The organism is Aeromonas veronii (genome assembly GCF_040215105.1).
GTDB classification, from domain to species: Bacteria; Pseudomonadota; Gammaproteobacteria; order Enterobacterales; family Aeromonadaceae; genus Aeromonas; species Aeromonas veronii_G.
Genome location: NZ_CP157875.1, coordinates 3315785 through 3337374 on the forward strand (window position 1 = coordinate 3315785; position 21590 = coordinate 3337374).

At 60.8% G+C, this 21590-nt stretch carries 20 protein-coding genes; 13 read left to right on the forward strand and 7 right to left on the reverse strand.

All coding sequences use genetic code 11. The features are described 5' to 3' along the window. Window positions 1-8 precede the first annotated feature (8 nt). Together ABNP46_RS15215 and ABNP46_RS15220 are read left to right on the forward strand one after the other, a co-directional pair. Window positions 9-1313 carry a peptidoglycan DD-metalloendopeptidase family protein gene (locus tag ABNP46_RS15215; protein WP_349918917.1) on the forward strand — a complete coding sequence of 435 codons (1305 nt, stop codon included), beginning with the start codon at window positions 9-11 and terminating at the stop codon, window positions 1311-1313. A gap of 27 nt (window positions 1314-1340) precedes the next feature. Beyond that, window positions 1341-2456 (forward strand): anhydro-N-acetylmuramic acid kinase, encoded by a 1116-nt coding sequence (locus ABNP46_RS15220; protein WP_349918918.1) that lies wholly within the window; start codon window positions 1341-1343, stop codon window positions 2454-2456. Window positions 2457-2634: 178 nt separating this feature from the next. Here the strand turns inward: ABNP46_RS15220 and ABNP46_RS15225 are convergent, their stop codons facing one another. Next, window positions 2635-3138: an Lrp/AsnC family transcriptional regulator gene (locus tag ABNP46_RS15225; protein WP_349918919.1), complete on the reverse strand. Its 504-nt coding sequence runs from the start codon at window positions 3136-3138 to the stop codon at window positions 2635-2637. 71 nt (window positions 3139-3209) lie between these two features. Here ABNP46_RS15225 and ABNP46_RS15230 point away from each other — a divergent pair, with 71 nt between their 5' ends. Together ABNP46_RS15230 and ABNP46_RS15235 are read left to right on the forward strand one after the other, a co-directional pair. Further along, on the forward strand, window positions 3210-3926 hold the full coding sequence (locus ABNP46_RS15230) for an MFS transporter (RefSeq protein WP_349918921.1): 717 nt from the start codon (window positions 3210-3212) through the stop codon (window positions 3924-3926). Between the two features lie 72 nt (window positions 3927-3998). Next, entirely contained in the window at window positions 3999-4397 is a 399-nt protein-coding gene (locus tag ABNP46_RS15235) for a hypothetical protein (RefSeq protein ID WP_349918922.1), read from the forward strand. A 50-nt stretch (window positions 4398-4447) separates the two neighbouring features. Here the strand turns inward: ABNP46_RS15235 and ABNP46_RS15240 are convergent, their stop codons facing one another. From ABNP46_RS15240 to ABNP46_RS15250, 3 genes are all read right to left on the reverse strand, one after another. After that, on the reverse strand, window positions 4448-5320 hold the full coding sequence (locus ABNP46_RS15240) for a hypothetical protein (RefSeq protein ID WP_349918923.1): 873 nt from the start codon (window positions 5318-5320) through the stop codon (window positions 4448-4450). 283 nt (window positions 5321-5603) lie between these two features. Beyond that, complete coding sequence (locus ABNP46_RS15245; RefSeq protein WP_349918925.1) at window positions 5604-5969, reverse strand: hypothetical protein; 366 nt, start codon at window positions 5967-5969, stop codon at window positions 5604-5606. A gap of 75 nt (window positions 5970-6044) precedes the next feature. Continuing rightward, window positions 6045-6506 carry a GNAT family N-acetyltransferase gene (locus ABNP46_RS15250; RefSeq protein ID WP_349918927.1) on the reverse strand — a complete coding sequence of 154 codons (462 nt, stop codon included), beginning with the start codon at window positions 6504-6506 and terminating at the stop codon, window positions 6045-6047. An 821-nt stretch (window positions 6507-7327) separates the two neighbouring features. Between ABNP46_RS15250 and ABNP46_RS15255 the strand changes: the two genes are divergently transcribed. After that, window positions 7328-8593, forward strand: coding sequence for a RidA family protein (locus ABNP46_RS15255; protein ID WP_349918928.1), 1266 nt, complete (start codon window positions 7328-7330; stop codon window positions 8591-8593). Between the two features lie 53 nt (window positions 8594-8646). On the opposite strand, the gene ABNP46_RS15260 is transcribed toward ABNP46_RS15255, so the two are convergent. Continuing rightward, window positions 8647-9468: a hypothetical protein gene (locus tag ABNP46_RS15260; RefSeq protein ID WP_349918930.1), complete on the reverse strand. Its 822-nt coding sequence runs from the start codon at window positions 9466-9468 to the stop codon at window positions 8647-8649. A gap of 355 nt (window positions 9469-9823) precedes the next feature. Continuing rightward, window positions 9824-11815: a transketolase gene (tkt, locus tag ABNP46_RS15265; RefSeq protein ID WP_349918932.1), complete on the reverse strand. Its 1992-nt coding sequence runs from the start codon at window positions 11813-11815 to the stop codon at window positions 9824-9826. 329 nt (window positions 11816-12144) lie between these two features. Here tkt and metK point away from each other — a divergent pair, with 329 nt between their 5' ends. The 8 genes from metK (at window position 12145) to aegA (ending at window position 20050) form a co-directional block, all read left to right on the forward strand. Next, window positions 12145-13296: a methionine adenosyltransferase gene (gene metK / locus ABNP46_RS15270; RefSeq protein ID WP_349918934.1), complete on the forward strand. Its 1152-nt coding sequence runs from the start codon at window positions 12145-12147 to the stop codon at window positions 13294-13296. A gap of 77 nt (window positions 13297-13373) precedes the next feature. Next, complete coding sequence (locus tag ABNP46_RS15275; protein WP_349918936.1) at window positions 13374-13892, forward strand: SprT family zinc-dependent metalloprotease; 519 nt, start codon at window positions 13374-13376, stop codon at window positions 13890-13892. Window positions 13893-13962: 70 nt separating this feature from the next. After that, window positions 13963-14676, forward strand: coding sequence for an endonuclease (locus ABNP46_RS15280; protein ID WP_349918937.1), 714 nt, complete (start codon window positions 13963-13965; stop codon window positions 14674-14676). 204 nt (window positions 14677-14880) lie between these two features. Then, entirely contained in the window at window positions 14881-15612 is a 732-nt protein-coding gene (gene rsmE, locus ABNP46_RS15285) for a 16S rRNA (uracil(1498)-N(3))-methyltransferase (protein ID WP_349918939.1), read from the forward strand. Between the two features lie 121 nt (window positions 15613-15733). Next, on the forward strand, window positions 15734-16684 hold the full coding sequence (gene gshB / locus ABNP46_RS15290; RefSeq protein ID WP_349918941.1) for a glutathione synthase: 951 nt from the start codon (window positions 15734-15736) through the stop codon (window positions 16682-16684). A 157-nt stretch (window positions 16685-16841) separates the two neighbouring features. After that, a complete protein-coding gene (locus ABNP46_RS15295) occupies window positions 16842-17396 on the forward strand; it encodes a YqgE/AlgH family protein (protein ID WP_349918943.1) in 555 nt (184 codons plus the stop codon). Between the two features lie 80 nt (window positions 17397-17476). Next, window positions 17477-17896 carry a Holliday junction resolvase RuvX gene (gene ruvX / locus ABNP46_RS15300; RefSeq protein ID WP_349918945.1) on the forward strand — a complete coding sequence of 140 codons (420 nt, stop codon included), beginning with the start codon at window positions 17477-17479 and terminating at the stop codon, window positions 17894-17896. A gap of 153 nt (window positions 17897-18049) precedes the next feature. Next, the gene (gene aegA / locus ABNP46_RS15305; RefSeq protein ID WP_434476153.1) at window positions 18050-20050 is read left to right on the forward strand and encodes a formate-dependent uric acid utilization protein AegA; all 2001 of its coding nucleotides are present in this window, start codon (window positions 18050-18052) and stop codon (window positions 20048-20050) included. Window positions 20051-20235: 185 nt separating this feature from the next. Here aegA and ampC read toward each other — a convergent pair whose 3' ends face one another. Then, window positions 20236-21417, reverse strand: coding sequence for a class C beta-lactamase (ampC, locus tag ABNP46_RS15310; RefSeq protein ID WP_349918947.1), 1182 nt, complete (start codon window positions 21415-21417; stop codon window positions 20236-20238). Between the last annotated feature and the right edge of the window lie 173 nt (window positions 21418-21590).

The following is a 21590-nucleotide window of genomic DNA, read 5'->3' on the forward strand; positions in this document are numbered from 1 at the left end:
CTGCCTCGATGATTATTTGGAACGCCTTCAACTCTCTTCCTACCTGGCACCGCAAGATGGTGCTGATCCTGAGCATCATGGTGATGATGCTGGCAGCCTGGCCAAGCGAACAGGCGGTGGCGACCCGGGTCGATGAGGCGCCCGCCCTCGACACCGCAGCCCTCAGCGAGGGGGAAGCCCAGCCCCAGGCATTGGCACTGCAGCCCCCCAAGCCGAGCTATGTCACCCGCCAGGTCAAGGTGCGCCGGGGTGACAACATGGGGGTGATCTTCCAGCGCCTCGGCCTGAGCACCACGGATCTGCATCTCATCGATCAGCTCGATGAGGCCAACACCCTGCGCATGCTGCAACCGGGTCAGGAACTCACCTTCAAGCTCACCCGCAGCGGCGAGCTGCACAGCCTCTATTACCCCCACAGCCTGGAGCAAGCCCTCAAGGTGAGCCGCAAGGCCGAAGGTTTCGTGGCAAGGCCGGTCAAACTCGAACTCGACACCCGCGAGCAGATAGCCAGCGGCGAAATCCGCTCCAGCTTCTGGGGCGCCGCCGCCGAAGCCGGCATGACCGAGGATCAGATCATGGATCTCGCCGCCATCTTCGGCTGGGACATCGACTTCGCCCAGGACTTGCAGCCGGGGGACAGCTTTCGGGTGGTCTATCAGGACAAGTATCAAGATGACGAGCGGGTCGCCTCCGGTGATATCCTGGCCGCCGAGTTCATCAACCAGGGGGCCATCTACCGCGCCATCTTGAACGAGGATGGCAACTACTACACCCCGGAAGGCAAGGCGATGCGCAAGAGCTTCCTGCGCGCGCCGGTCAACTTCAAATACATCAGCTCCAACTTCAATCCGCGTCGCCTGCATCCGGTCACCGGCAAGGTACGCCCCCACAATGGCATCGACTATGTGGCGCCGGTGGGCACCCCCATCATGGCGGCGGGCAGCGGCAGCGTGGTGGCGGCCGGTTACAACCAGTTCAACGGCAACTATGTCTTCATCAAGCACGCCGGCAACTATGTGACCAAGTACCTGCACCTCTCCAAGCGCACGGTGAACAAGGGCCAGCGGGTCAAGCAGGGACAGACCATCGGTCTTCTGGGCGGCACCGGTCGGGTCACGGGCCCGCACCTGCACTATGAATTCGTGGTGGGGGGCGTGCACAAGAATCCCCGTACCCTGACCCTGCCTCAGGCAGAGACCCTCAGCGGCCGGGCACTGGCCAACTTCAAGGCCGAGAGTCGGCCCCAGCTCGCCAAACTCGACGGTGGCGAGCTGCAGCTGGCGCAGCACAAGCAGGACAATGACGACATCTAGCCCTGATGGCGGGCCAAGGAGCGTGGAATGAGTGAGCGTTATATCGGATTGATGTCGGGCACCAGCCTGGATGGCATCGATGCGGTGCTGATCGAAGCGAATGGCGACAGGCTGCGAGTCGAGTCGGCCCTCTGCCACCCCTGGCCCGCCGACACCGCCCGCGAGCTGCATGCCCTCTGTACTCCGGGTGAGCAGGAGATCGATCGCATGGGAGTGGCGGACAACCTAGTGGCGCGGGAGTTTGCCGCTGCCACCCAGGCGCTGCTCACCAAGGCCGGGCTCAGCCCCGCCGACATTCGCGCCATCGGCTCCCACGGCCAGACCATCCGCCATCGCCCCCAGCTCGGCTTTACCCTGCAAATCGGCAACGCGGCCCTGTTGGCGGCCCTCACCGACATCGACGTCATCAGTGATTTTCGCACCGCCGACATGGCCCTCGGCGGCCAGGGCGCGCCCCTGGTGCCCGCCTTCCATCAGGCGCTCTTCGCCAGTCCGGGGGCCCAGCGGGTGGTGCTGAACCTCGGCGGCATCGCCAATATCTCGGTACTGCCGGGCGCAGCTGACGGCGCTGGGGTCTACGGCTTCGATACCGGCCCCGCCAACACCCTGCTCGATGGTTGGTATCGCCGCCATCACCCCCAAGGTGGCGACTACGACGCAGGCGGCCAATGGGGCGCCAGCGGTACCCTGCTCCCGACCTTGCTCGCGCAGTTGCTGAGCCACCCCTACTTCGCCGCCCCCTGGCCCAAGAGCACGGGGCGGGAGATGTTCACCCTCGAGTGGCTGGACGGCACGCTGGCGGGTCAGAACCATGCCCCTGCCGATGTGCAGCGCACCCTGCAGGCATTGACCAGCCACAGCGTCGCTCACCAGTTGCCTGCGCTGGACAAGGCACATGGTCAGGCCGAGCTCTTCGTCTGCGGCGGCGGCGCCCACAACGACCCGCTGCTGGCCGAACTCGCCGCGCTCCTGCCCCAGTGGCGCATTGCCAGCACGACAACGCTCGGGCTCGCCCCCGACTGGGTGGAAGGAGCCGCCTTCGCCTGGCTGGCAAAGCGCTTCATTCACCGCGAGCCGGGCAATCTGCCCGCGGTCACCGGCGCCAGCCGTCCCACTGTATTGGGCGCCCTCTATCCCGCCTGAGACGAGTCACCGAATCCCATCTCTTCGAATAGAGCAAGCCCGATCAGGTGCACCTGATCGGGCTTGTTTGTATGCCTGGCGCCAGATGGAGCAGACCCATTCATGCCAGTGACACTGCGGGTGGGGGCCTCCATAGAGGCCGCATCGCGGCCTGAGCTCAGCAAACTGGACCAGAGCACTACAGGGAGGCGTCCGGGCCACGCTCCACAAAGGTGGACAAGACGATGTAGCTTCGGGTGCCATCAACACCCTCGATGTCCTGGATCTTGCCCAGCAGTTCTTCCAGCCCCTCGGTTTCACGCACCCGCACCTTGAGCATCACTCCACTATCGCCAGCGACCGTGTGCATCTCTTCAATTTCGGGCAGGCTCCCCAGGCTCAGCAGCCGCTTGGTACTGACCACGTTCTTGGTGTTGACCAGCACAAAGGCCAGGAGGGTTCGCCCAACCTTGCATCCGTCGATCTTCGCTACTGTTGCTTTGATGACGCCATCCCGTTTCAGACGCTTGACCCTGTCATGGACGGCCGGCGCAGACAAATGCAGCTCTTCACCCAGATCGACATAACTGCGAGCGCTGTCCACCGACAGCAGGCCTAATAACTTTCGGTCCACCTCATCCAATTTCGCAGGCAAGTGCCTTATCTGCTTAATGGCGTTCGTTTCTTCATTTTTGTTAGGCATTTCAGATTTATTTCCTAATTAAATTAACCATAACATGCGCCACTCAGACATTTTTAGCCATAGGAAAGTTTATGCCTCTCGCACTTTGGGCCCTCGTCGTCGGAGCCTTCGGTATTGGTACCACTGAATTCGTCATTGCCGGTTTGCTGCCCGCCATCGCGGTCGACTTTGACGTCACCATTCCTGTTGCCGCCAATCTGGCGACCAGCTACGCCCTGGGGGTCTTTGTTGGGGCCCCCTTGCTCATTATCGCCGGGAGAAGAACGTCAAAGAAGAACATGCTGGCCTTCCTGGCCCTGCTCTTCGTCATTGGCAACCTGGTCACGGCCATAGCCCCCACCTTTCAGGTCGCCATCATCGGGCGCCTCATTACCTCCTTGACCCATGGGGCATTCTTCGGGATAGGTTCGGTGCTTGCCTCAGAAATGGTGCCGAAAGAAAAACGCGTAAGGGCAATAGCCTTCATGTTCTCGGGCTTGACGGTCGCGAATCTGGTAGGGGTTCCTGCAGGCACCTGGCTTAGTCAACTGTTCTCATGGCAGGTAACCTTCTACACCATCACCGCAATCGGGGTGATAACCTTCATCGCCGTTCTGGCACTGATCCCTGGTACACCCAAGCCAGAAGCCCGGAGCATCACTCATGAATTCGCCGCCTTTGGCAACGCCAAGGTCTTGCTGGCCATGGGTATCACCATTCTCGGACCTGCCGCCTTCTTCACCTCGATCACCTATATAGCGCCGATGATGACCGAGACTGCCGGTTTCTCGGAAGAGGCCCTGACCTAGCTGCTGATGGTATTTGGCTTTGGTCTCTTCGTGGGCAACTGGTTGGGTGGACGATATGCCGATCGTGCGCTGATGCCGATGCTCTATGCCACCTTGCTGGCCCAGGCCATCGTGCTCTTCGTTTTCCATTTTGTTGCAACCAGTCAGATCGCATCCATCATCTGTATCTTCCTGATGGCGGCCTTTGGCTTTGCCACCGTCTCTCCTATCCAAAAGCTGGTGATGGACAAGGCCAAGGCCGCAGGCGCCCCGACCCTGGCTTCTGCCGTCAATATCGGATTGTTCAACCTGGGCAATGCACTGGGAGCCTGGCTGGGTGGCATGGTGATCGCATTCGGTCTTGGCTTCACTGCGCCCAACTGGGCGGGGGGGGCCCTGTCGATGGGAGCCTTGGTGCTCGCCATCATCTCCAGCCTGCTGGACAAGCGAGCGGCCCCGGCGTTGCAACCGCAGGGAGCAAGCACCTCATAGAGTCCCCCCTATATGGCCCAGAACAGCCACTCTCCGTATGAGGGCCTCCCCTAGAAGGCCCACCTCAGGAAGCGGCTCACCTGGCGCTTGACCGGCGCGCAGAGCGGGGGCTTCGGGGGCACCAGGTTGATCTCGGTGCGGCCGACCCTGGCCTCACCCCGCTGCAGGATCTGCAGATAATGGGGATGATGGCGCTGGATAAACAGGGACACCTGATAGGCCCAGGGCTTGGGCACCCCCCAGAGGGTGCTGGCCAGGGCGCCGACGATGCAGAAGAAGGCGGGCTCGCGCAGCCCCATCTTGATGCCGTTCTCCAGCGCGTCTTTGAGGGAGCCCGAGTGGGCGATGCAGGTCATGATGTTGACCATGAAATCCACGTAGTCCTCTTCCCCCCCGTTGCCGACCCGGGCCACCAGCTCGGGCTCGGGTCCAAAGCCAAACTGGTGGCCGATGTTCTCCAGCACGGCGTTGCGCTGGCGAATGACCTTGGCATAGAACATCAGCATGGCGGTGCAGTCGAGCACCTGGCACAGCACATCGTGGTGAGGATGGGTTTTGGTGGGACGCGGGGTCGTCAGCAGGGCAATCTCCTCCGAGATGGCGAGCAGGCCGATGGGCACCGCCGTGCTGATGAAGGAGAGATCGATGGCGACCTCCAGATCCTGGCTGCCCTCCATCTGGGCGATGACCACATGTTCGGCAAACAGACGGCGCTGACGCTCGATAAAGGCGCCATAGACCAGGGATCTGTACTTCTTCTGGGGATAGGGGGTATCGAGCAGGGTCTCCATGGTCATGATGGCGGCACCGGCACGGCCACGCAGCTGGTAATCCGGCGCCAGGGGGAAATGTTTGCCAAGACGGGGGGGCGGCCTGAGGGTACAGGTTCGACAGTACATATCACCCAATATATAACCCAGCATAAATCCTCCACAGTCAGCTCATGATGATCACGGGCGCCGCTGCTGGAGAGTCTCTACCTGTGCGTCCAGTCGCCTCGTCGGGGGTGCTAGCGGCACAGCTAATATTATGATTAATAACAAGTTCAAAAAGCGACCCCCCTCCCATTTGAGTCACTTATTAACTTTTTAGTCAAAAAGTGTGAACTGGATGGCCTGTCGACCGCGTCCTGTGAGCGGATCCGTTGGCCCCACACGGGCTGATCAGATGAAGGGAGCCACGCCCGGATGCCACCCTGGATCGGCGTCAGCGCCTCAGCAGGCGAGCGAGGAAATAGGCCACCGCGAGCAGGGGCCAGAGGGAGAGCCACTGCCCCGGCAGCAGCCACAGCAGGGATAGCGAGGCTATCGTGCCGGCCAACAGCCCTGCCAGCGACCAATGGAGATGGCCCAGCGGCGCCCCCAGCCGAAAGTGGCGGTCAAGACGGGAGAGCGTCAACAGACCGAGGCAACCGAGCAGCAAGGCGGCGCCCAGCAGCAGGGAGGTGGTTCCCCCCTCGCGGCCCATGCCAACTAGGGCCGCCAACCCCATCAGCAGGAAAATGGGGCTCATCAGGGCGGTGGGCAACAACACCGACCACCAGACGAGGCCATAGAGGAGGGAGCGGTTCATATCAATTTTTTTAACCCAATCAGCGATAAACACTGCCTTTTATCACCATGGCAGACGACATGGCGTGCATCACCGTCACTGTTCGATGGTTAATGCCATAAACAGGCTGTTGGGATCTGGCTGGTAATCCCCGAAGGGCTCGCAGTCCACAAAGCCGTGCTTGCGATAGAGGCCATGGGCCGGGGTGAAGAAGGCCATGGCGCCGGTTTCCAGCTTCAGCGTGCGATAGCCCCTGCCCCGCGCGATGGCAATCAGGTGCTGCAAGATGGCCGAACCCACTCCCCTGCCCCTGGCTGCGCCGTGCACCCGCATGGATTTGATCTCCCCGCCGTCGGCGTCAAGCTCCTTGATGGCGCCGCAGCCTACCAGGGTCTGCTCGTCATAGGCGGACCAGAAGGTGATGGCCGGCGCCCTGAGCCCGTCGAGATCCAGCGCATGCTTGCTCTCTGGCGGCGAGACGGCGCGCATGTCATCCAGATGGGCCTGCAAAAAAGCGGCGATCTCGGGGCCGTCGAGCCTGTCGATGACGATTTCCATGAAATGAACTCCTTGACAAGGGGATGGCAAACACTCGGGTGGCCGATGTCAGCCACACCGGAGCAGCCTCTATTGATACGCCATGGCAGACGCCAGATCCAGTTGCCCTCTTGCCGAAAAGTGACAACCCCGGACATGTATCGCCGGCATTCGTATCTCGTGGTCATATCCGGCCAGCGGGCCGGAAAATATATTCCATATTGGGCGATGAATATCGGGCATTGGCGCGCCATCCATCAATATCTCATGCAGAAGCGGTGAATCCTATTTCAGGGCATGACGTGATAACGGCGGCGCCGTGACTGGCTAGCATATTTCTCCTCGCCGAGATAGCCCCCGTCAGATGGCTGAAATGCATAGTCATGCACCATATATTCTATTATCTGCAAGGGCATGAATATTTTTAACCTGTTATTCACAGAAACCGGCCACCAAGACAGCATGAAACCCCAATCCCTGCGGGCCTGCATCGTCGAACATGCTAGTTCAGGAGAGTTTCACCCTCTTTTATCGTGCATCAATGCGCAATCTGGCGATATTTCAGAGCGTTGAGCCATCTCATAGAATTGAGATCCCGGTTTGCATCGCGGCCAGACGCACTCCTAGAATCCACCCGTCTGAAATAATCCAAACCAACCCTCTCTTATCCAATCCCTCTGCCTGGTGGATTGCCGCAATAACCGAGGAAAGGTTGTCGTTGATGGTTGTTCATCGAAACGGGCTCGCCAATATATTGGGCGACCCAGGATGGCCGCCGTCCGGCAATCCCTGGTCAGGATCCTACCTATCTCAATAATGAATATTTAGAAGAGGAACATCCTATGAGTGGCATCATTATCAAGGCGGCAAGAAATACCGAACACGCTCCCCAGCAACTGGGCCCCTACACCCAGACCGTGGCCTTCTCCCACTACAACAATATTTCGGCCCAGCTGCCCGTCGATCCCCAAACCGGCAAGATGATCGGTGGTGATATCAGGGATCAGGCCAGACAGTGCCTCACCAATATCAAGGCCATCGTCGAGAGCATCGGCCATGTGATGGATGACACGGTGAAAGTCACCGTCTTCCTCAAGGAGATCGCCGATCTGGACGCGGTCAATGCCGTGTATGCGGAATTCTTCCCAAGCTATGTGCCGACCCGCACCGTGCTCGCCGTGGCCGCCCTGCCGATGAACGCCCTGGTGCAGATGGATGCCATCATCTCCAACGGGGAAGGCACCTTCCCGCAAGATCCCTGCCCCCTGGTCAAACTCGCCCGCAACAGCGACAAGGTGCCGCAGGATCCGCTTTCGACCCAGACCGTCGCCTTCTCCCACTACAACAATATCGGCGCACAACTGCCCATCGACATGGCATCGGGCAAGTTGGTCGAGGGTGGCATCAAGGCGCAGGCCGCCCAGTGCCTGGCCCATATCAAGGCCGTGCTTGAAGGCATCGATGTGCCGTTCGATGACATCGTCAAGGTCACCGTCTATCTGCAAAACCTTGCGGATATCGACGCCGTCGACGAGGTCTACCGCACCTTCTTCCCGGACTCCGCCATCGCCCGCGCCGTCGCCTACCTGCCGGCCCGCTCGGTGATAGCCGCCTCCGCCCTGCCCATGGGCGCCCTGGTGCAGATGGATGCGGTCATCTCCCACGGTGACGGCACCCCGCCGCAGCTGGTGGAAGACAGACACAACCTGGTGATCCGCGCCCGCAACACCGACAAGGCCCCGCGCAGCGCAATGCACACCCAGACCGTCGCCTTCTCCCACTACAACCATATCGCGGGCCAGCTGCCGCTGGATATGGCCACCGGCAAGGTGCTGACCGGCTGCGTTCGTGAGCAGACCGCCCAGTGTCTCGGCCATATCAAGGCGATTGTGGAGAGCATCGGCCATGTGATGGACGATATCGTCAAGGTCAATATCCAGCTGAAGAACATCGAGGATCTGGACGCGGTCAACGCCATCTATAGCCAATACTTCCCGGGCTATCACCCCGCCCGCACCGTGATCGGCGTGAGCGAGCTGCCCGCCGGCGCCCTGGTGCAGATGGACGCCGTGATGTCCAATGCGGAAAGTACTCCGCCGCAGGTGTAAGACATATCCTAAATAATAAAAAGACCGGCTATATGCCGGTCTTTTTTATTGCGCTATCTAAAGAGTGGGTCATTGGGTTGACTCTTGTTACGCCGAGACATCCTCATTTTTTTAATCAAGGAGCCCATGAGACCAATGCAGCCAAAAAAGAATAACATCCCTCCGACTATGAACCCGGTGAGTAAGACCGCATTGAATTTCGCAGGGTCATCCATAGCTGTAACAGCATAAGCATGACCTTTTCCAACACCAGCCTGCCCTAACAGTAACTCCTCCAATGATATAGATAGAACGAAGACTCCAAACCCTATCATCGCAATACCGCCCAATATAGGACACAGCGATTTATATTTCCCTTCATGATATTTTTCGAGGGGCTCGCTGATTAATACTAAGCAGCACGCCCCACCTATAATATAAAGAGCATTATCTGAAATAGGGGTTACATATATAAGCAATTCCTGCATACCTGGCTTGTGGTATGAAAAGGTCTCAGCAAAACCATGAAACTTAGGAAATATATCTATCCCATTCCTTAATAATACCGTCTCTAATATCCCAACAACTGGTGCCCCCAGGAACATGTATAATGCAGTTTGGAATATAGCCCCTTTACTCATTGAGTAAACTTTTTCATTATTTCTTTTATCATAGTGGTCTATGATAGTTAATGCTGCAACAATGCAGAACAAGAATGACGCTATTGCGATAATTAATGTTGGGATCCCAGATATAAAGAACCCACCTCTTTTAGCTGGGATGTATGTATACCCATTAGCCAACTCAGCAATACCGTACGCTATGCACACCAACATTATAAATAGACATATTAGGCGCACTTTAAGTGATATATGATTGGGTTTATATTGTGACATGCAAGTCTCTTCTCCTAGAGAAAACGATTTTCCCTTTCGACTAAACGTTCATTTAAGAAGCGCTTTATAAAAATTCACACTCACTTAAATGCTCGCTAATCACTAGAGTATCAGGAATGAAATTGTCCATTCATCATTAAGCTGAACCAGGGGAAAGTGGAAATACATAGTACTCATATGTATTCATTTAATAAAGATCTCGGTCACACTATCTGATGTTTCTTTATTTCACTAAATATCTCGCAGTACTTTCTTTTAGCATCATAAAAAACGCCCCCCATCTTGCGATGGAGGGCGTTTTATCGTTCTGGCTATTGGGCCCAGGCGGCCCAATGTTCAGCGATTACAGGGGCTGTTACAGGGACTCTGCGGTCGCAACCACGTTTTCCACGGTAAAGCCGAATTCCTTGAACAAGAGCTCGGCCGGTGCGGACTCACCGAAGGTGTGCATGCCGATGATCTTGCCGTTCAGGCCCACGTACTTGTACCAGTAGTCGGCGATGCCCGCTTCGATGGCGACGCGCTTGGTCACGGAGGACGGCAGCACGGATTCCTTGTACTCGGCGGACTGGGCATCGAACACGTCGGTGGCCGGCAGGGAGACCACGCGCACGGCACGACCCTTGGCGGTCAGCTCAACGTAGGCCGCCACGGCCAGCTCCACTTCGGAACCGGTGGCGATCAGGATGATTTCCGGGGTACCGGCACAATCCTTCAGCACATAACCCCCCTTGGCGACGTCGGCCAGCTGCTGGGCGGTACGGTCCATCTGGGCCAGGTTCTGGCGGGAGAAGATCAGGGAAGTCGGGCCGTCGGTGCGCTCGATGGCGTGCTTCCAGGCTACTGCGGACTCCACCTGGTCACAGGGACGCCAGGTGCTCATGTTCGGGGTCAGACGCAGGGAGGCGATCTGCTCGACCGGCTGGTGAGTCGGGCCATCTTCACCCAGACCGATGGAGTCGTGGGTGTAAACGAAGATGGCGCGCTGCTTCATCAGGGCGGCCATGCGCAGGGCGTTGCGAGCGTATTCCATGAACATCAGGAAGGTCGCGCCGTAAGGAATGAAGCCACCGTGCAGGGCGATGCCGTTCATGATGGCGGACATGCCGAACTCGCGCACACCGTAGTGGATGTAGTTGCCGGAGGCGTCGTCATTGGTCAGGGACTTGGAACCGGACCACATGGTCAGGTTGGACGGCGCCAGATCCGCGGAGCCGCCCATGAACTCGGGCAGCAGTTTGCCGAAGGCTTCCAGGGCATTCTGGGAGGCCTTACGGGTAGCGATCTTGGCCGGGTTGGCTTGCAGGGCTTCGATGATCTTGGCGGATTCTGCGGCCCAGTTGGCCGGCAGCTCGCCAGTGGTACGACGCTTGAACTCGGCAGCCAGGGTCGGGTGCGCGGCTTCATAGGCGGCAAACTTGGCAGCCCAGTCGGCTTCCAGCTTGGTGCCCTTCTCCTGGGCATTCCACTCGGCGGCGATGTCAGACGGGATGACGAACGGCGCGTGATCCCACTTCAGGAAGGCACGGGCGGCGGCGATCTCGTCGTTGCCGAGCGGTGAACCGTGGCAATCGTGGGAGCCGGACTTGTTCGGAGAACCGTAACCGATGATGGTGCGGCAGCAGATCAGGGTCGGCTTGCCGGTCTCGGCCTTGGCGGCCTCGATGGCGGCATTGATGGCTTCCGGGCTGTGACCGTCCACGGCCGGGATGACGTGCCAGCCATAGGCTTCGAAGCGCTTGGGGGTGTCATCGGTGAACCAGCCTTCGACGTGACCGTCGATGGAGATGCCGTTGTCATCCCAGAAGGCGATGAGCTTGCCGAGCTGCAGGGTGCCGGCCAGGGAGCATGCCTCGTGGGAGATGCCTTCCATCAGGCAGCCGTCGCCCATGAAGGCGTAGGTGTAGTGGTCGACGATGTCGTGACCCGGCTGGTTGAACTGCTCGGCCATGGCCTTCTCGGCGATCGCCATGCCCACGGCATTGGTGATGCCCTGACCCAGCGGGCCAGTGGTGGTTTCGATGCCAGGCGCATAACCGTACTCCGGGTGACCCGGGGTGCGAGAGTGCAGTTGACGGAAGTTCTTCAGGTCATCGATGGAGAGATCGTAACCGGAGAGGTGCAGCAGGGAGTACAGCAGCATGGAACCGTGGCCGTTGGAGAGAATGAAACGGTCGCGATCGGCCCACTTGGGGTTGTTCGGGTTGTGCTTGAGGTGGCCGCGCCACAGCACTTCGGCGATGTCTGCCATTCCCATGGGGGCGCCCGGGTGACCGGAGTTGGCTTTTTGAACGGCATCCATACTCAATGCACGAATGGCATTGGCAAGCTCTTTACGAGAAGGCATCTGTATCTCCTGCGATTGCTTCATTTGATGGCCAAGAATAAGGCGCGTTATTGTCCCAGCAGGGCGCGCGGCGTGCAAATGTTATCTGGGCGAATAAAGCCGCTTTGGGAGCACAATCGCTTTTCTTGGCCAGGAAAACGATTCAATTCGGCCCTCCCCTCCCCCCGAATGGGGTAGATGCCGACTCGGGCGGCGCCAAACCAAAATAGTGCTGGCAATCACCCATGGGGCTAATTAAAATAGACGTCCAGATGTAGATACCTCTACAGATTACCTGTCATTTTCCGGTTATGGCCGCGGCGATAACCCCATACGATTGAGAACCAAACATGGCAAAGCTGTTTACTTCCGAGTCGGTCTCCGAAGGCCATCCCGATAAAATCGCCGACCAGATCTCCGATGCGGTCCTGGACGCCATCCTGGTACAGGACACCAAGGCGCGCGTCGCCTGTGAGACCCTGGTCAAGACCGGCATGGTGATGGTGGCCGGTGAAGTGACCACCTCTGCCTGGGTCGACATCGAGCAGATCGTGCGCGACACCGTGCGCGAGATTGGTTACACCCACTCCGACATGGGCTTCGACGCCGACTCCTGCGCCGTGCTGAACGCCATCGGCAAACAGTCCCCGGACATCAACCAGGGTGTTGACCGTACCGATCCGTACGAGCAGGGCGCCGGTGACCAGGGCCTGATGTTCGGTTACGCCACCAACGAAACCGACGTGCTGATGCCCGCCCCCATCACCTACTCCCACCTGCTGGTCAAGCGCCAGGCCGAAGTACGCAAGAACGGCACCCTGCCGTGGCTGCGTCCGGATGCCAAGAGCCAGCTGACCTTCGCCTACGACGACGCAGGCAAGATCCTGGGTGTGGATGCCGTGGTACTCTCCACCCAGCATTGCGACTCCATCAGCCACACCGATCTGGTGGAAGCGGTGCGCGAAGAGATCATCAAGCCGGTGCTGCCGACCGAGTGGATCACCAAGGACACCAAGTTCTTCATCAACCCGACCGGCCGCTTCGTCATCGGCGGCCCCATGGGTGACTGCGGTCTGACCGGTCGCAAGATCATCGTCGATACCTACGGCGGCATGGCCCGTCACGGTGGTGGCGCCTTCTCCGGCAAAGACCCCTCCAAGGTTGACCGCTCCGCCGCCTACGCCGCCCGCTACGTGGCCAAGAACATCGTCGCCGCCGGCCTCGCGGATCGATGTGAAGTGCAGGTCTCCTACGCCATCGGCGTGGCCGAGCCGACCTCCATCAGCGTCGAGACCTTCGGCACCGGCAAGGTCGCCGAGGAGCTGCTGGTGAAACTGGTACGCGAGCACTTCGAGCTGCGCCCCTACGGCCTCATCGAGATGCTGGATCTCAAGCGTCCCATCTACCAGGCAACCGCCGCCTATGGCCACTTCGGCCGCGACGAGTTCCCTTGGGAGAAGACCGACAAGGCCGCCCTGCTGCGCGACGTCGCCGGTCTGTAATGTCCCAAGGCATGAGCCTGTGATAAAAGGGGAGCCTGGCTCCCCTTTTGCTTATCCGCCGACCGACAGGATTGCCCATGACGGCCCTCCCCTCCCCCGATGCCCTGCTCGCCGAGCGGGTCGACGCCTGCTTCACGCAGGCCGAGGCACGCCTCGGCCGTGCCTTTCCTCGCCCGCGCATCCACTGCAATATGCGGGGCCGGGCGGCGGGGTCGGCGCGGCTGCAGACCTGGGAGCTGCGCTTCAACCCCGCCCTCTATCAGGCCAACCAGCAGGCCTTCATGGACGAGGTGGTGCCCCACGAGGTGGCGCATCTGCTGGTCTATGCCCTCTGGGGAGAGGGGCGCGGAAAGAGCCGGGTGCTGCCCCACGGCCGCCAGTGGCAGTCGGTGATGCGGGAGGTGTTCAACCTCGAACCCAGAACCACCCACAACTTCGATCTCACGGTGCTGAACCAGAATACCCAGCCCTATGCCTGCGCCTGCCAGCAGCATCAGCTCTCCATTCGCCGTCACAACAAGGTGATGCGCGGGGAGGCCCGTTACCACTGCCGCCGCTGTCGCCAGCCGCTGATGCATCAACCGGGTACGGATTGAGTCAACCCGTGGCGCATCTCTGTGATAGGGTGCCCGGCGTCGCTTCATCGTTTCATTTTCAAGGATCCCCATGTCTCGCCCCCAGCTTGCTTTTCATCTGCCCCTGCTCTCCCTCGGTCTCACCCTGCTGATCAGCGCCCCGCTCCAGGCCCAGGAAGCCCAGACCTTCCGCGCCGCCAAGCAGGATCTCGTCAAGCTCTACCAGAGCCATCCCAGCACCTTCTATTGCGGTTGCAACATCAAGTTCAACGGCAAGAAGATGGCGCCGGACTGGGAGAGCTGTGGCTACCTGCCCCGCAAGCAGGCCAATCGCGCCGCCCGCATCGAGTGGGAGCACGTGGTGCCCGCCTGGGAGTTCGGTCATCAGTTGCAGTGCTGGCAGGACGGCGGGCGCAAGAACTGCGGCAAGAGCGATGAGTTCAACAGGATGGAGGGCGACATGCACAACCTCTTCCCCGCCATCGGCGAGGTGAACGGCGACAGAGCCAACTACGGCTTCTCCGACTGGAACGGCAAGCCGAACCAGTACGGCAAGTGCCAGATGCTGGTGGACTTCAAGACCCGCCAGGTGCAGCCGCCCAAGGGGCCAGTGCGCGGCCAGATCGCTCGCGCCTACCTCTACATGGGGGAGCAGTACGGGCTGCGTCTGGCGGCGCAGCAGCGTAAACTGTTCGAAGCCTGGGACAGGCAGTACCCGGCGGATCGCTGGGAGTGCGAGCGCAACCGCCGCATCGGCAAGCTGCAGGGCAATACCAATCCCTTTATTGAAAAGCAGTGCCAGTGACCCCATCTAGCGGGGAGGGCCAGGCCCTCCCTCGTCAGCCGTGGTGCCCTCCGGGCGCGACCGGCTGCCAGCGGGCTCATGGCGCCATCTACAACCCTGTTTCATGCTACCTAATGATGATTTATTGATTCATTTGAACCATGAAATGGCTGTTTGACAGCAGACTGAACCATTCAAGCGTCAGCCAAGAGACAAATAGACAGCATGCGCATTCCACGTATCTATGAGCCGGCCTCCCTGCAGGTCGGTCAGACCCTGGCCCTGTCGGAAGACGGCGCCAACCACATCGGCCGGGTGCTGCGCATGCAGCCGGGCCAACCCCTCGAGCTGTTCAATGGCGACGGCCACCAATACCCCGCCACCATCGCCAGCGTCGGCAAGAAATCGGTGGAAGTGCATATCGACAGTTGCGAGACCCAGTCGGTGGAGTCACCGCTCGCCATTCATCTGGGCCAGGTGATCAGCCGTGGCGACAAGATGGACTTCACCATCCAGAAATCCGTGGAGCTCGGCGTCACCTGCATCACCCCGCTCTTCTCCGAGCGCTGCGGCGTCAAGCTGCCGGCGGATCGGCTGGAGAAGAAGCGCGAGCAGTGGCAGAAGGTGGTGATCAGCGCCTGCGAGCAGTGCGGCCGCAACGTGGTGCCCGAGGTGCGCATGCCCATGGAGCTGGATGCCTGGCTGGCGGAAGAGACGAAAGAGCTCAAGCTCAACCTGCACCCGCGCGCCGAATACAGCATCAACACCTTGCCGGTACCCGAACATGGCGTGCGCCTGCTGATCGGCCCGGAAGGGGGCTTGTCTAGCGATGAGATCGCCCGTACCGTGCAGGAAGAGTTCAAGGAGATGTTGCTGGGGCCACGGGTGCTGCGCACCGAAACCGCCGCCCTGACCGCCATCACGGCGCTGCAGTGCCGCTTTGGCGATCTCGCCTAATGCCATCGGGCAGCGTCGATAAGCCGCGTGGCGGCATCATCGAACGATTGCAGCCTCAAACGGCCGATTACGCTTCGCTAATCGCCCCTACAACCCAATCGAGCCACAGAAGGAATTTCGGATGAGCATCAAACTCGGCATCGTGATGGACCCCATTTCGGCCATCAACATCAAGAAAGACTCCAGCTTCGCCATGCTCGAAGAGGCACAAAAACGCGGCTACGAGCTCTTCTATCTGGAGATGTCGGATCTCTACATGGAGGCGGGCCGCGCCTTCGGCACCATGCGCCCCCTCAAGGTGCAGTACGACTACGCCAACTGGTTCGAACTGGGCGAGGTGGTGGATCAGCCCCTCTCCACCCTGGACGTGATCCTGATGCGCAAGGATCCGCCGTTCGACACCGAGTTCATCTACGCCACCTACATGCTGGAGCGGGCCGAGGACGAGGGTACCCTCATCGTCAACAAGCCCCAGAGCCTGCGTGACGCCAACGAGAAGCTCTACACCGCCTGGTTTGCCGAGCACACCCCCACCACCCTCGTGACCCGTCGCGCCGACAAGCTGCGTGCCTTCCACGCCCAGCACAAGGATGTGATCCTCAAACCCCTTGACGGCATGGGTGGCGCCTCCATCTTCCGCATGAAGGAAGATGATGCCAACGTCGGCGTCATCATCGAGACGCTCACCGAGCACGGCAGCCAGTACTGCATGGCCCAGACCTATCTGCCCGCCATCAAGGACGGCGACAAGCGGGTGCTGGTGGTGGACGGTGAACCGGTTCCCTATTGTCTGGCCCGCATCCCGGCGCAAGGGGAGACCCGTGGCAACCTGGCGGCCGGTGGCCGCGGCGAGGCGCGCCCCTTGAGCGAAGCGGACTGGGCCATCGCCCGCGCCGTCGGGCCCACCCTGAAAGAGAAGGGCCTCATCTTCGTCGGTCTGGATATCATCGGCGATCGGCTGACCGAGATTAACGTCACCAGCCCGACCTGCATCCGCGAAATTGAGGCGGCCTTCGACGTCTCCATCACCGGCATGCTGATGGACGCCATCGAGCGTCGCCTCGGCAAGTAAGGGATCTCCCACCTAACAGGGGCCCGCGCGGCCCCTGTGTTCATTGCGCCAGGACACAGGCTTTCGGCCACGCTGGCCCTTGCCGTGAAAAAGCGGTTTTGCCCACCGCCCCTAACTGCCATAATCACCCCAAATACCTTTGCACTATTTGATATCTATGCAAACACTGCAAAATCACTACCTGCTCGCCATGCCGAGCCTGACGGATGCCTACTTCGAACGTTCTCTCGTCTACCTGTGCGAGCACAGCAGCGAGGGGGCCATGGGGCTGGTGGTCAATATTCCGGTCGACATGTCCCTGGATACCATGCTGACCAAGCTCAAGCTCAATCCCCCCGACACCACCCAGATGAAGCAGCCGGTGCTGCAGGGGGGGCCGGTTCACGCGGATCGAGGCTTCGTGCTGCACAGCTTCCGCCCCGGTTTCAGCTCCACCCTGCAGGTGAGCGACGAGATGATGGTCACCACCTCCAAGGACATCCTGGAGACGCTCGGTACCGACGAGGCCCCCAGCCACTGGCTGGTAGCCCTGGGTTACGCCGGCTGGAGCGCAGGTCAGCTCGAACAGGAGCTGGTGGATGGCGCCTGGCTGGTGATCCCCCCCAACGCGGATCTGGTGTTCAACACCCCCATCCACCAGCGCTGGCAACAAGCCGCCGCCAGCATCGGCATCAATCCGTTGCACCTCTCCAGCCAGGTGGGACACAGCTAAGCCCCCGGGCCGTCCTGACTTCCCTCTGCTTTCAGGGAAGTCAGAACGCCTATTCATGTACCCCAGTTTCGAGGACTCTCATGTCATCACGCAGCATCATGGGCTTTGACTACGGCACCAAGAGTATCGGTGTCGCCATCGGTCAGGAGCTGACCGGCACCGCGCAGCCCCTTCGTTCCCTCAAGGCCAACGACGGCATCCCCAACTGGGATGACATCGAGAAGCTGCTCAAGGAGTGGCAGCCAGACCTGCTGGTGGTGGGTCTGCCGCTCAACATGGATGGAACCGAGCAGGAGATCACGGTGCGCGCCCGCAAATTCGGCAATCGCCTGCACGGCCGCTTCGGCAAGCCGGTGGAGTTCAAGGACGAGCGCCTCACCACCACCGACGCCCGTGCTCGCCTGTTCGAGCGCGGCGGCTACAAGGCGCTGGACAAGGGCAGCGTGGACGGGGTCTCCGCCCAGCTCATCCTGGAAGCCTGGATGGAAGAACAATACTGACCACACCGGGAGCCAAGGCTCCCGGTGTTACATCCTGTCGCACTCCTCCCGCCATGTACGATTCTGTCGCCCGTATCCCGGTTTGGCATTTCCCCTTCCTTTATAATGGATAAACTATAAAACAGCGTTTCTAATTTATAGGCCTATCCAGATATGAACCAATTTGTCCTGGCCGATGCCAGCCGCTGCATCGGCTGCCACGCCTGTGAAGTGGCCTGCGTGATGGCGCACAATGGGGAGCAGCACGTCGCCGCTGCCGCCGACTTTCACCCTCGCCTTCAGGTGATCCGCCATCAGGCGCTGCGCACCGCCGCCCTCTGCCGTCACTGTGACGAGGCTCCCTGCGCCGCCTCTTGCCCCAGCGGGGCCATCATTCAACGCAACGGGGGCGTCCAAGTGCTCCTCGAGCGCTGCATCGGCTGCAAGAGCTGTGTGCTCGCCTGCCCGTTTGGCGCCATGCGAATGGCCCCCCAGGCTGGCAGCCAACGCCATGTGGCCCACAAATGCGACCTGTGCGAGGGGCGTGAACAGGGTCCGGCCTGCGTGGCGGCCTGCCCGAGCGAGGCCCTGCAACTGATGGACGACGCGGCGCTCGCACGGCTGCGTCGGCAACGTCAGCAATGCAGCGCCACTGGGGAAAGACCCCCCCCCTTTAACCACAAGCGCGACCAGCTGGCGCGTACCGCCCCTCGCTGCGATCCCGCCAAGATCCCCCTCAATCTACGTAAAACCACCTTCACCGAGCTCTATCCCACCTACACGGCCGAGCAGGCCAGCCAGCAGGGGCAGCGCTGCCTCGGCTGCGGCGACCACAGCATCTGCGAATGGCGTTGTCCCCTGCACAACCGGATCCCCCACTGGATTGAGCTGGCTCGCGAGGGGCGCATCCTGGAGGCAGTGGAGCTCTCCCACCAGACCAACAGCCTGCCCGAGATCACCGGCCGCATCTGCCCCCAGGATCGCCTGTGCGAAGGGGCCTGCACCCTCAAGGAGGAGTCGGGATCCATGACGGTCGGGGCGCTCGAGCGCTACATCACCGAACAGGCGCTGGCGCTCGGCTGGCGACCGGATCTCTCCTATCTGCAACCGACCGGCAAGCGGGTGGCCATCATAGGGGCTGGGCCTGCCGGGCTGGGGTGCGCCGACATCCTGGTGCGCAACGGCATCTCGCCCGTGGTGTTTGATCGCCATCCGGAGATAGGCGGCCTGCTCACCTTCGGCATCCCGGCGTTCAAACTCGACAAGGAGGTGCTGAGCCGCCGCCGCAAGCTACTGACGGAGATGGGAGTCGAGTTTCGGCTGGGCGTCGAGGTGGGTCACGATCACCTCGCCCGGTTGCTGCGCGAATTCGATGCGGTCTTCGTCGGCGTGGGCACCTACAGCGCCATGAAAGGCAACCTTCCCAACGAAGAGGCGCCGGGCGTCCATGCCGCCCTGCCCTACCTGATGGCCAGCACCCGTCATCTGATGCAGTTGCCCCAGCCCCAAGACGAACCCTATCTCGATCTCGCAGGCCAACAGGTGGTGGTACTGGGAGGCGGCGACACCGCCATGGATTGCGTGCGCACGGCGCTGCGTCAGGGGGCGACCCGCGTCACCTGCGCCTATCGCCGGGATGAAGCCAACATGCCGGGTTCGCGCAAGGAGGTGAAAAACGCCAGGGAAGAGGGGGCCGAATTCGAGTTCAATGTGCAGCCTGTTGCCATTGAAACCGATGAACAGGGTGCCGTCTGTGGTATCCGCATGCAGCGCACCCGCATGGGAGACCCCGATGCTGCCGGCCGCCGCCGTCCCGTGGTGATCGAGGGCTCAGAGTTCCTGATGCCAGCCGATGCGGTGCTGATCGCCTTTGGCTTCAACCCTCATCCATTGCCCTGGCTCGAAGCCCAGAGGGTGCGTCTCGATCGCTGGGGCAGGATCGCCACCTCCCAGGCAGCCCCCTTCGCCTTCCAGACCAGCAACCCGCAGATCTTCGCCGGGGGCGACGCCGTCCGGGGTGCCGACCTGGTGGTGACCGCCATGGCCGAGGGGCGCCAGGCCGCCGCCGGCATCATGCAATACCTGGGGGCCAGGCCACAACGCCCCGAGGTCACGGCAACCGGCCTCAGCCGTCAGGCCTCTCACATAGGCACAACGTCGGCCAGTCCGACCTGAACCACAACGCAGCAACGCAATTGAAGCTGAAAAACAAAGGGGGAGCCGGTGGCTCCCCCTTTGCGATGCCGGCGCCACGACCCGCACGGCGGTCACGGGCTCGAGGTGCCCCGTTGACACGCGGGACCTTGCCGTGGGCGCCAGCGTGTTCACTTCGCTCGCCCAAGGGGACCTGTCTGCGCGTTCTACTTGTCCAGCTGTTGCAGTATCCGGTAAGCGGTCTGGATGCGCACCTCGTTGGGGTAGTTACGATTGGCCAGCATGACGATGCCTATCCCCCTGGCAGGCACGAAGGCCACGTAGGCACCGAAGCCGTTGGTGGAACCCGTCTTGTTGAAGAGGGTACTCGCCTTCGCCGGAGCGGGCTTGAGCACAGGGGTCACCGGCTGGGGCTTTAACACCATGTCGTTGCTGTTGCCAGCCAGCAGGGTCTCCAGGCTCAGCGGGTAGTCATACATCTCCCAGCCCAGCCCCTGGGTCATGGGCCCCACCGAATAGAGGCCGGTGTGAGTCAGGGAAATGGCGGCCTGCAACCGCTCGCCCGGCTGCCCGGCCTCGTTCGTCCCGGCCCTGCTTTCCTCGGCCATATTCGCCTCGACGAAGCGGAGCAGATCCCGCGCCGAGGTCTTGATGCCGTAAGCCTCGGCGGCCAGCATGCCGGGATTGACCCGGATGGCCTTGTCAGCCTTGTCATAGCCGAAGGCATAGTGCGCCATGGCCGCCTCGGGTACCCTGAGATAGGTGTGGCTGAGACCAAGCTGGGGCAACAGGGTCTGCTCCATCAGTTGCTCGAAGGCGCTCCCCTGGCTGCGAGCCGCCAGATGGCCGAACAGGCCGATGCTGGGATTGGAATATTGGCGATGGGTACCGGCCGGATAGGCGGGCGACCACTGTCGATAGTAAGCCTGCATGCTGGCATCTGAGTTCACCTCATCCGGGAATTGCAAGGGCAGACCGCCGGCGCTGTAGGTGGCAAGCTGCCCCATGGTCACCCGATCAAAGGCGCTGCCCTTGAGGGCAGGATCGAGCGTGCTCACCGGGTCATTCAGTCCAAAATGGCCACCGACGACCCCATAGGCCCCCAGCGTCGCGGTGAGCGTCTTGCTGACCGATCCTATCTCGAACAGGGTCTGCTCATCGACCGGAATACCCGCCTCCTTGTTGGCGAGGCCATAGTGGAAGAGATGGGTTTGACCGTCCTTGAGCAGGGCTACCGCCATCCCCGGGATCCGATACTGTGAAAGCACCGGCGCTATGGCCTCGTCCACCGAGGCCTTGAGTGCCTCCTGCCCGGTACCAGCCTGAGCCAGACCGGCCCACAGCAAGCTGGTCAGGGCCAGCCAGTTCATCCCCAGTCGTTGTTCCATGCGCTTCTCCTCTCTATCGGTTTGGATTGCCGCCTCGACGGCAGGCAGTGACACCATCCTAAACCGGTTGCGTGTGCTCACTGTGAAGTCTGGGGAACCTGATGATCGGGGCCGCCATCGGCCAGCCAGCGTAAAAAAAGGGGAGCCAATGCTCCCCTTGTTCATTCTGCCTT

Bases quoted from the DNA above. Each gene is read 5' to 3' on its own strand.
- ABNP46_RS15215 (WP_349918917.1), top strand. From the start codon at position 9: ATGATTATTTGGAACGCCTTCAACTCTCTTCCTACCTGGCACCGCAAG.
- ABNP46_RS15220 (WP_349918918.1), top strand. From the start codon at position 1,341: ATGAGTGAGCGTTATATCGGATTGATGTCGGGCACCAGCCTGGATGGC.
- ABNP46_RS15225 (WP_349918919.1), bottom strand. From the start codon at position 3,138: ATGCCTAACAAAAATGAAGAAACGAACGCCATTAAGCAGATAAGGCAC.
- ABNP46_RS15230 (WP_349918921.1), top strand. From the start codon at position 3,210: ATGCCTCTCGCACTTTGGGCCCTCGTCGTCGGAGCCTTCGGTATTGGT.
- ABNP46_RS15235 (WP_349918922.1), top strand. From the start codon at position 3,999: ATGCCGATGCTCTATGCCACCTTGCTGGCCCAGGCCATCGTGCTCTTC.
- ABNP46_RS15240 (WP_349918923.1), bottom strand. From the start codon at position 5,320: ATGCTGGGTTATATATTGGGTGATATGTACTGTCGAACCTGTACCCTC.
- ABNP46_RS15245 (WP_349918925.1), bottom strand. From the start codon at position 5,969: ATGAACCGCTCCCTCCTCTATGGCCTCGTCTGGTGGTCGGTGTTGTTG.
- ABNP46_RS15250 (WP_349918927.1), bottom strand. From the start codon at position 6,506: ATGGAAATCGTCATCGACAGGCTCGACGGCCCCGAGATCGCCGCTTTT.
- ABNP46_RS15255 (WP_349918928.1), top strand. From the start codon at position 7,328: ATGAGTGGCATCATTATCAAGGCGGCAAGAAATACCGAACACGCTCCC.
- ABNP46_RS15260 (WP_349918930.1), bottom strand. From the start codon at position 9,468: ATGTCACAATATAAACCCAATCATATATCACTTAAAGTGCGCCTAATA.
- tkt (WP_349918932.1), bottom strand. From the start codon at position 11,815: ATGCCTTCTCGTAAAGAGCTTGCCAATGCCATTCGTGCATTGAGTATG.
- metK (WP_349918934.1), top strand. From the start codon at position 12,145: ATGGCAAAGCTGTTTACTTCCGAGTCGGTCTCCGAAGGCCATCCCGAT.
- ABNP46_RS15275 (WP_349918936.1), top strand. From the start codon at position 13,374: ATGACGGCCCTCCCCTCCCCCGATGCCCTGCTCGCCGAGCGGGTCGAC.
- ABNP46_RS15280 (WP_349918937.1), top strand. From the start codon at position 13,963: ATGTCTCGCCCCCAGCTTGCTTTTCATCTGCCCCTGCTCTCCCTCGGT.
- rsmE (WP_349918939.1), top strand. From the start codon at position 14,881: ATGCGCATTCCACGTATCTATGAGCCGGCCTCCCTGCAGGTCGGTCAG.
- gshB (WP_349918941.1), top strand. From the start codon at position 15,734: ATGAGCATCAAACTCGGCATCGTGATGGACCCCATTTCGGCCATCAAC.
- ABNP46_RS15295 (WP_349918943.1), top strand. From the start codon at position 16,842: ATGCAAACACTGCAAAATCACTACCTGCTCGCCATGCCGAGCCTGACG.
- ruvX (WP_349918945.1), top strand. From the start codon at position 17,477: ATGTCATCACGCAGCATCATGGGCTTTGACTACGGCACCAAGAGTATC.
- aegA (WP_434476153.1), top strand. From the start codon at position 18,050: ATGAACCAATTTGTCCTGGCCGATGCCAGCCGCTGCATCGGCTGCCAC.
- ampC (WP_349918947.1), bottom strand. From the start codon at position 21,417: ATGGAACAACGACTGGGGATGAACTGGCTGGCCCTGACCAGCTTGCTG.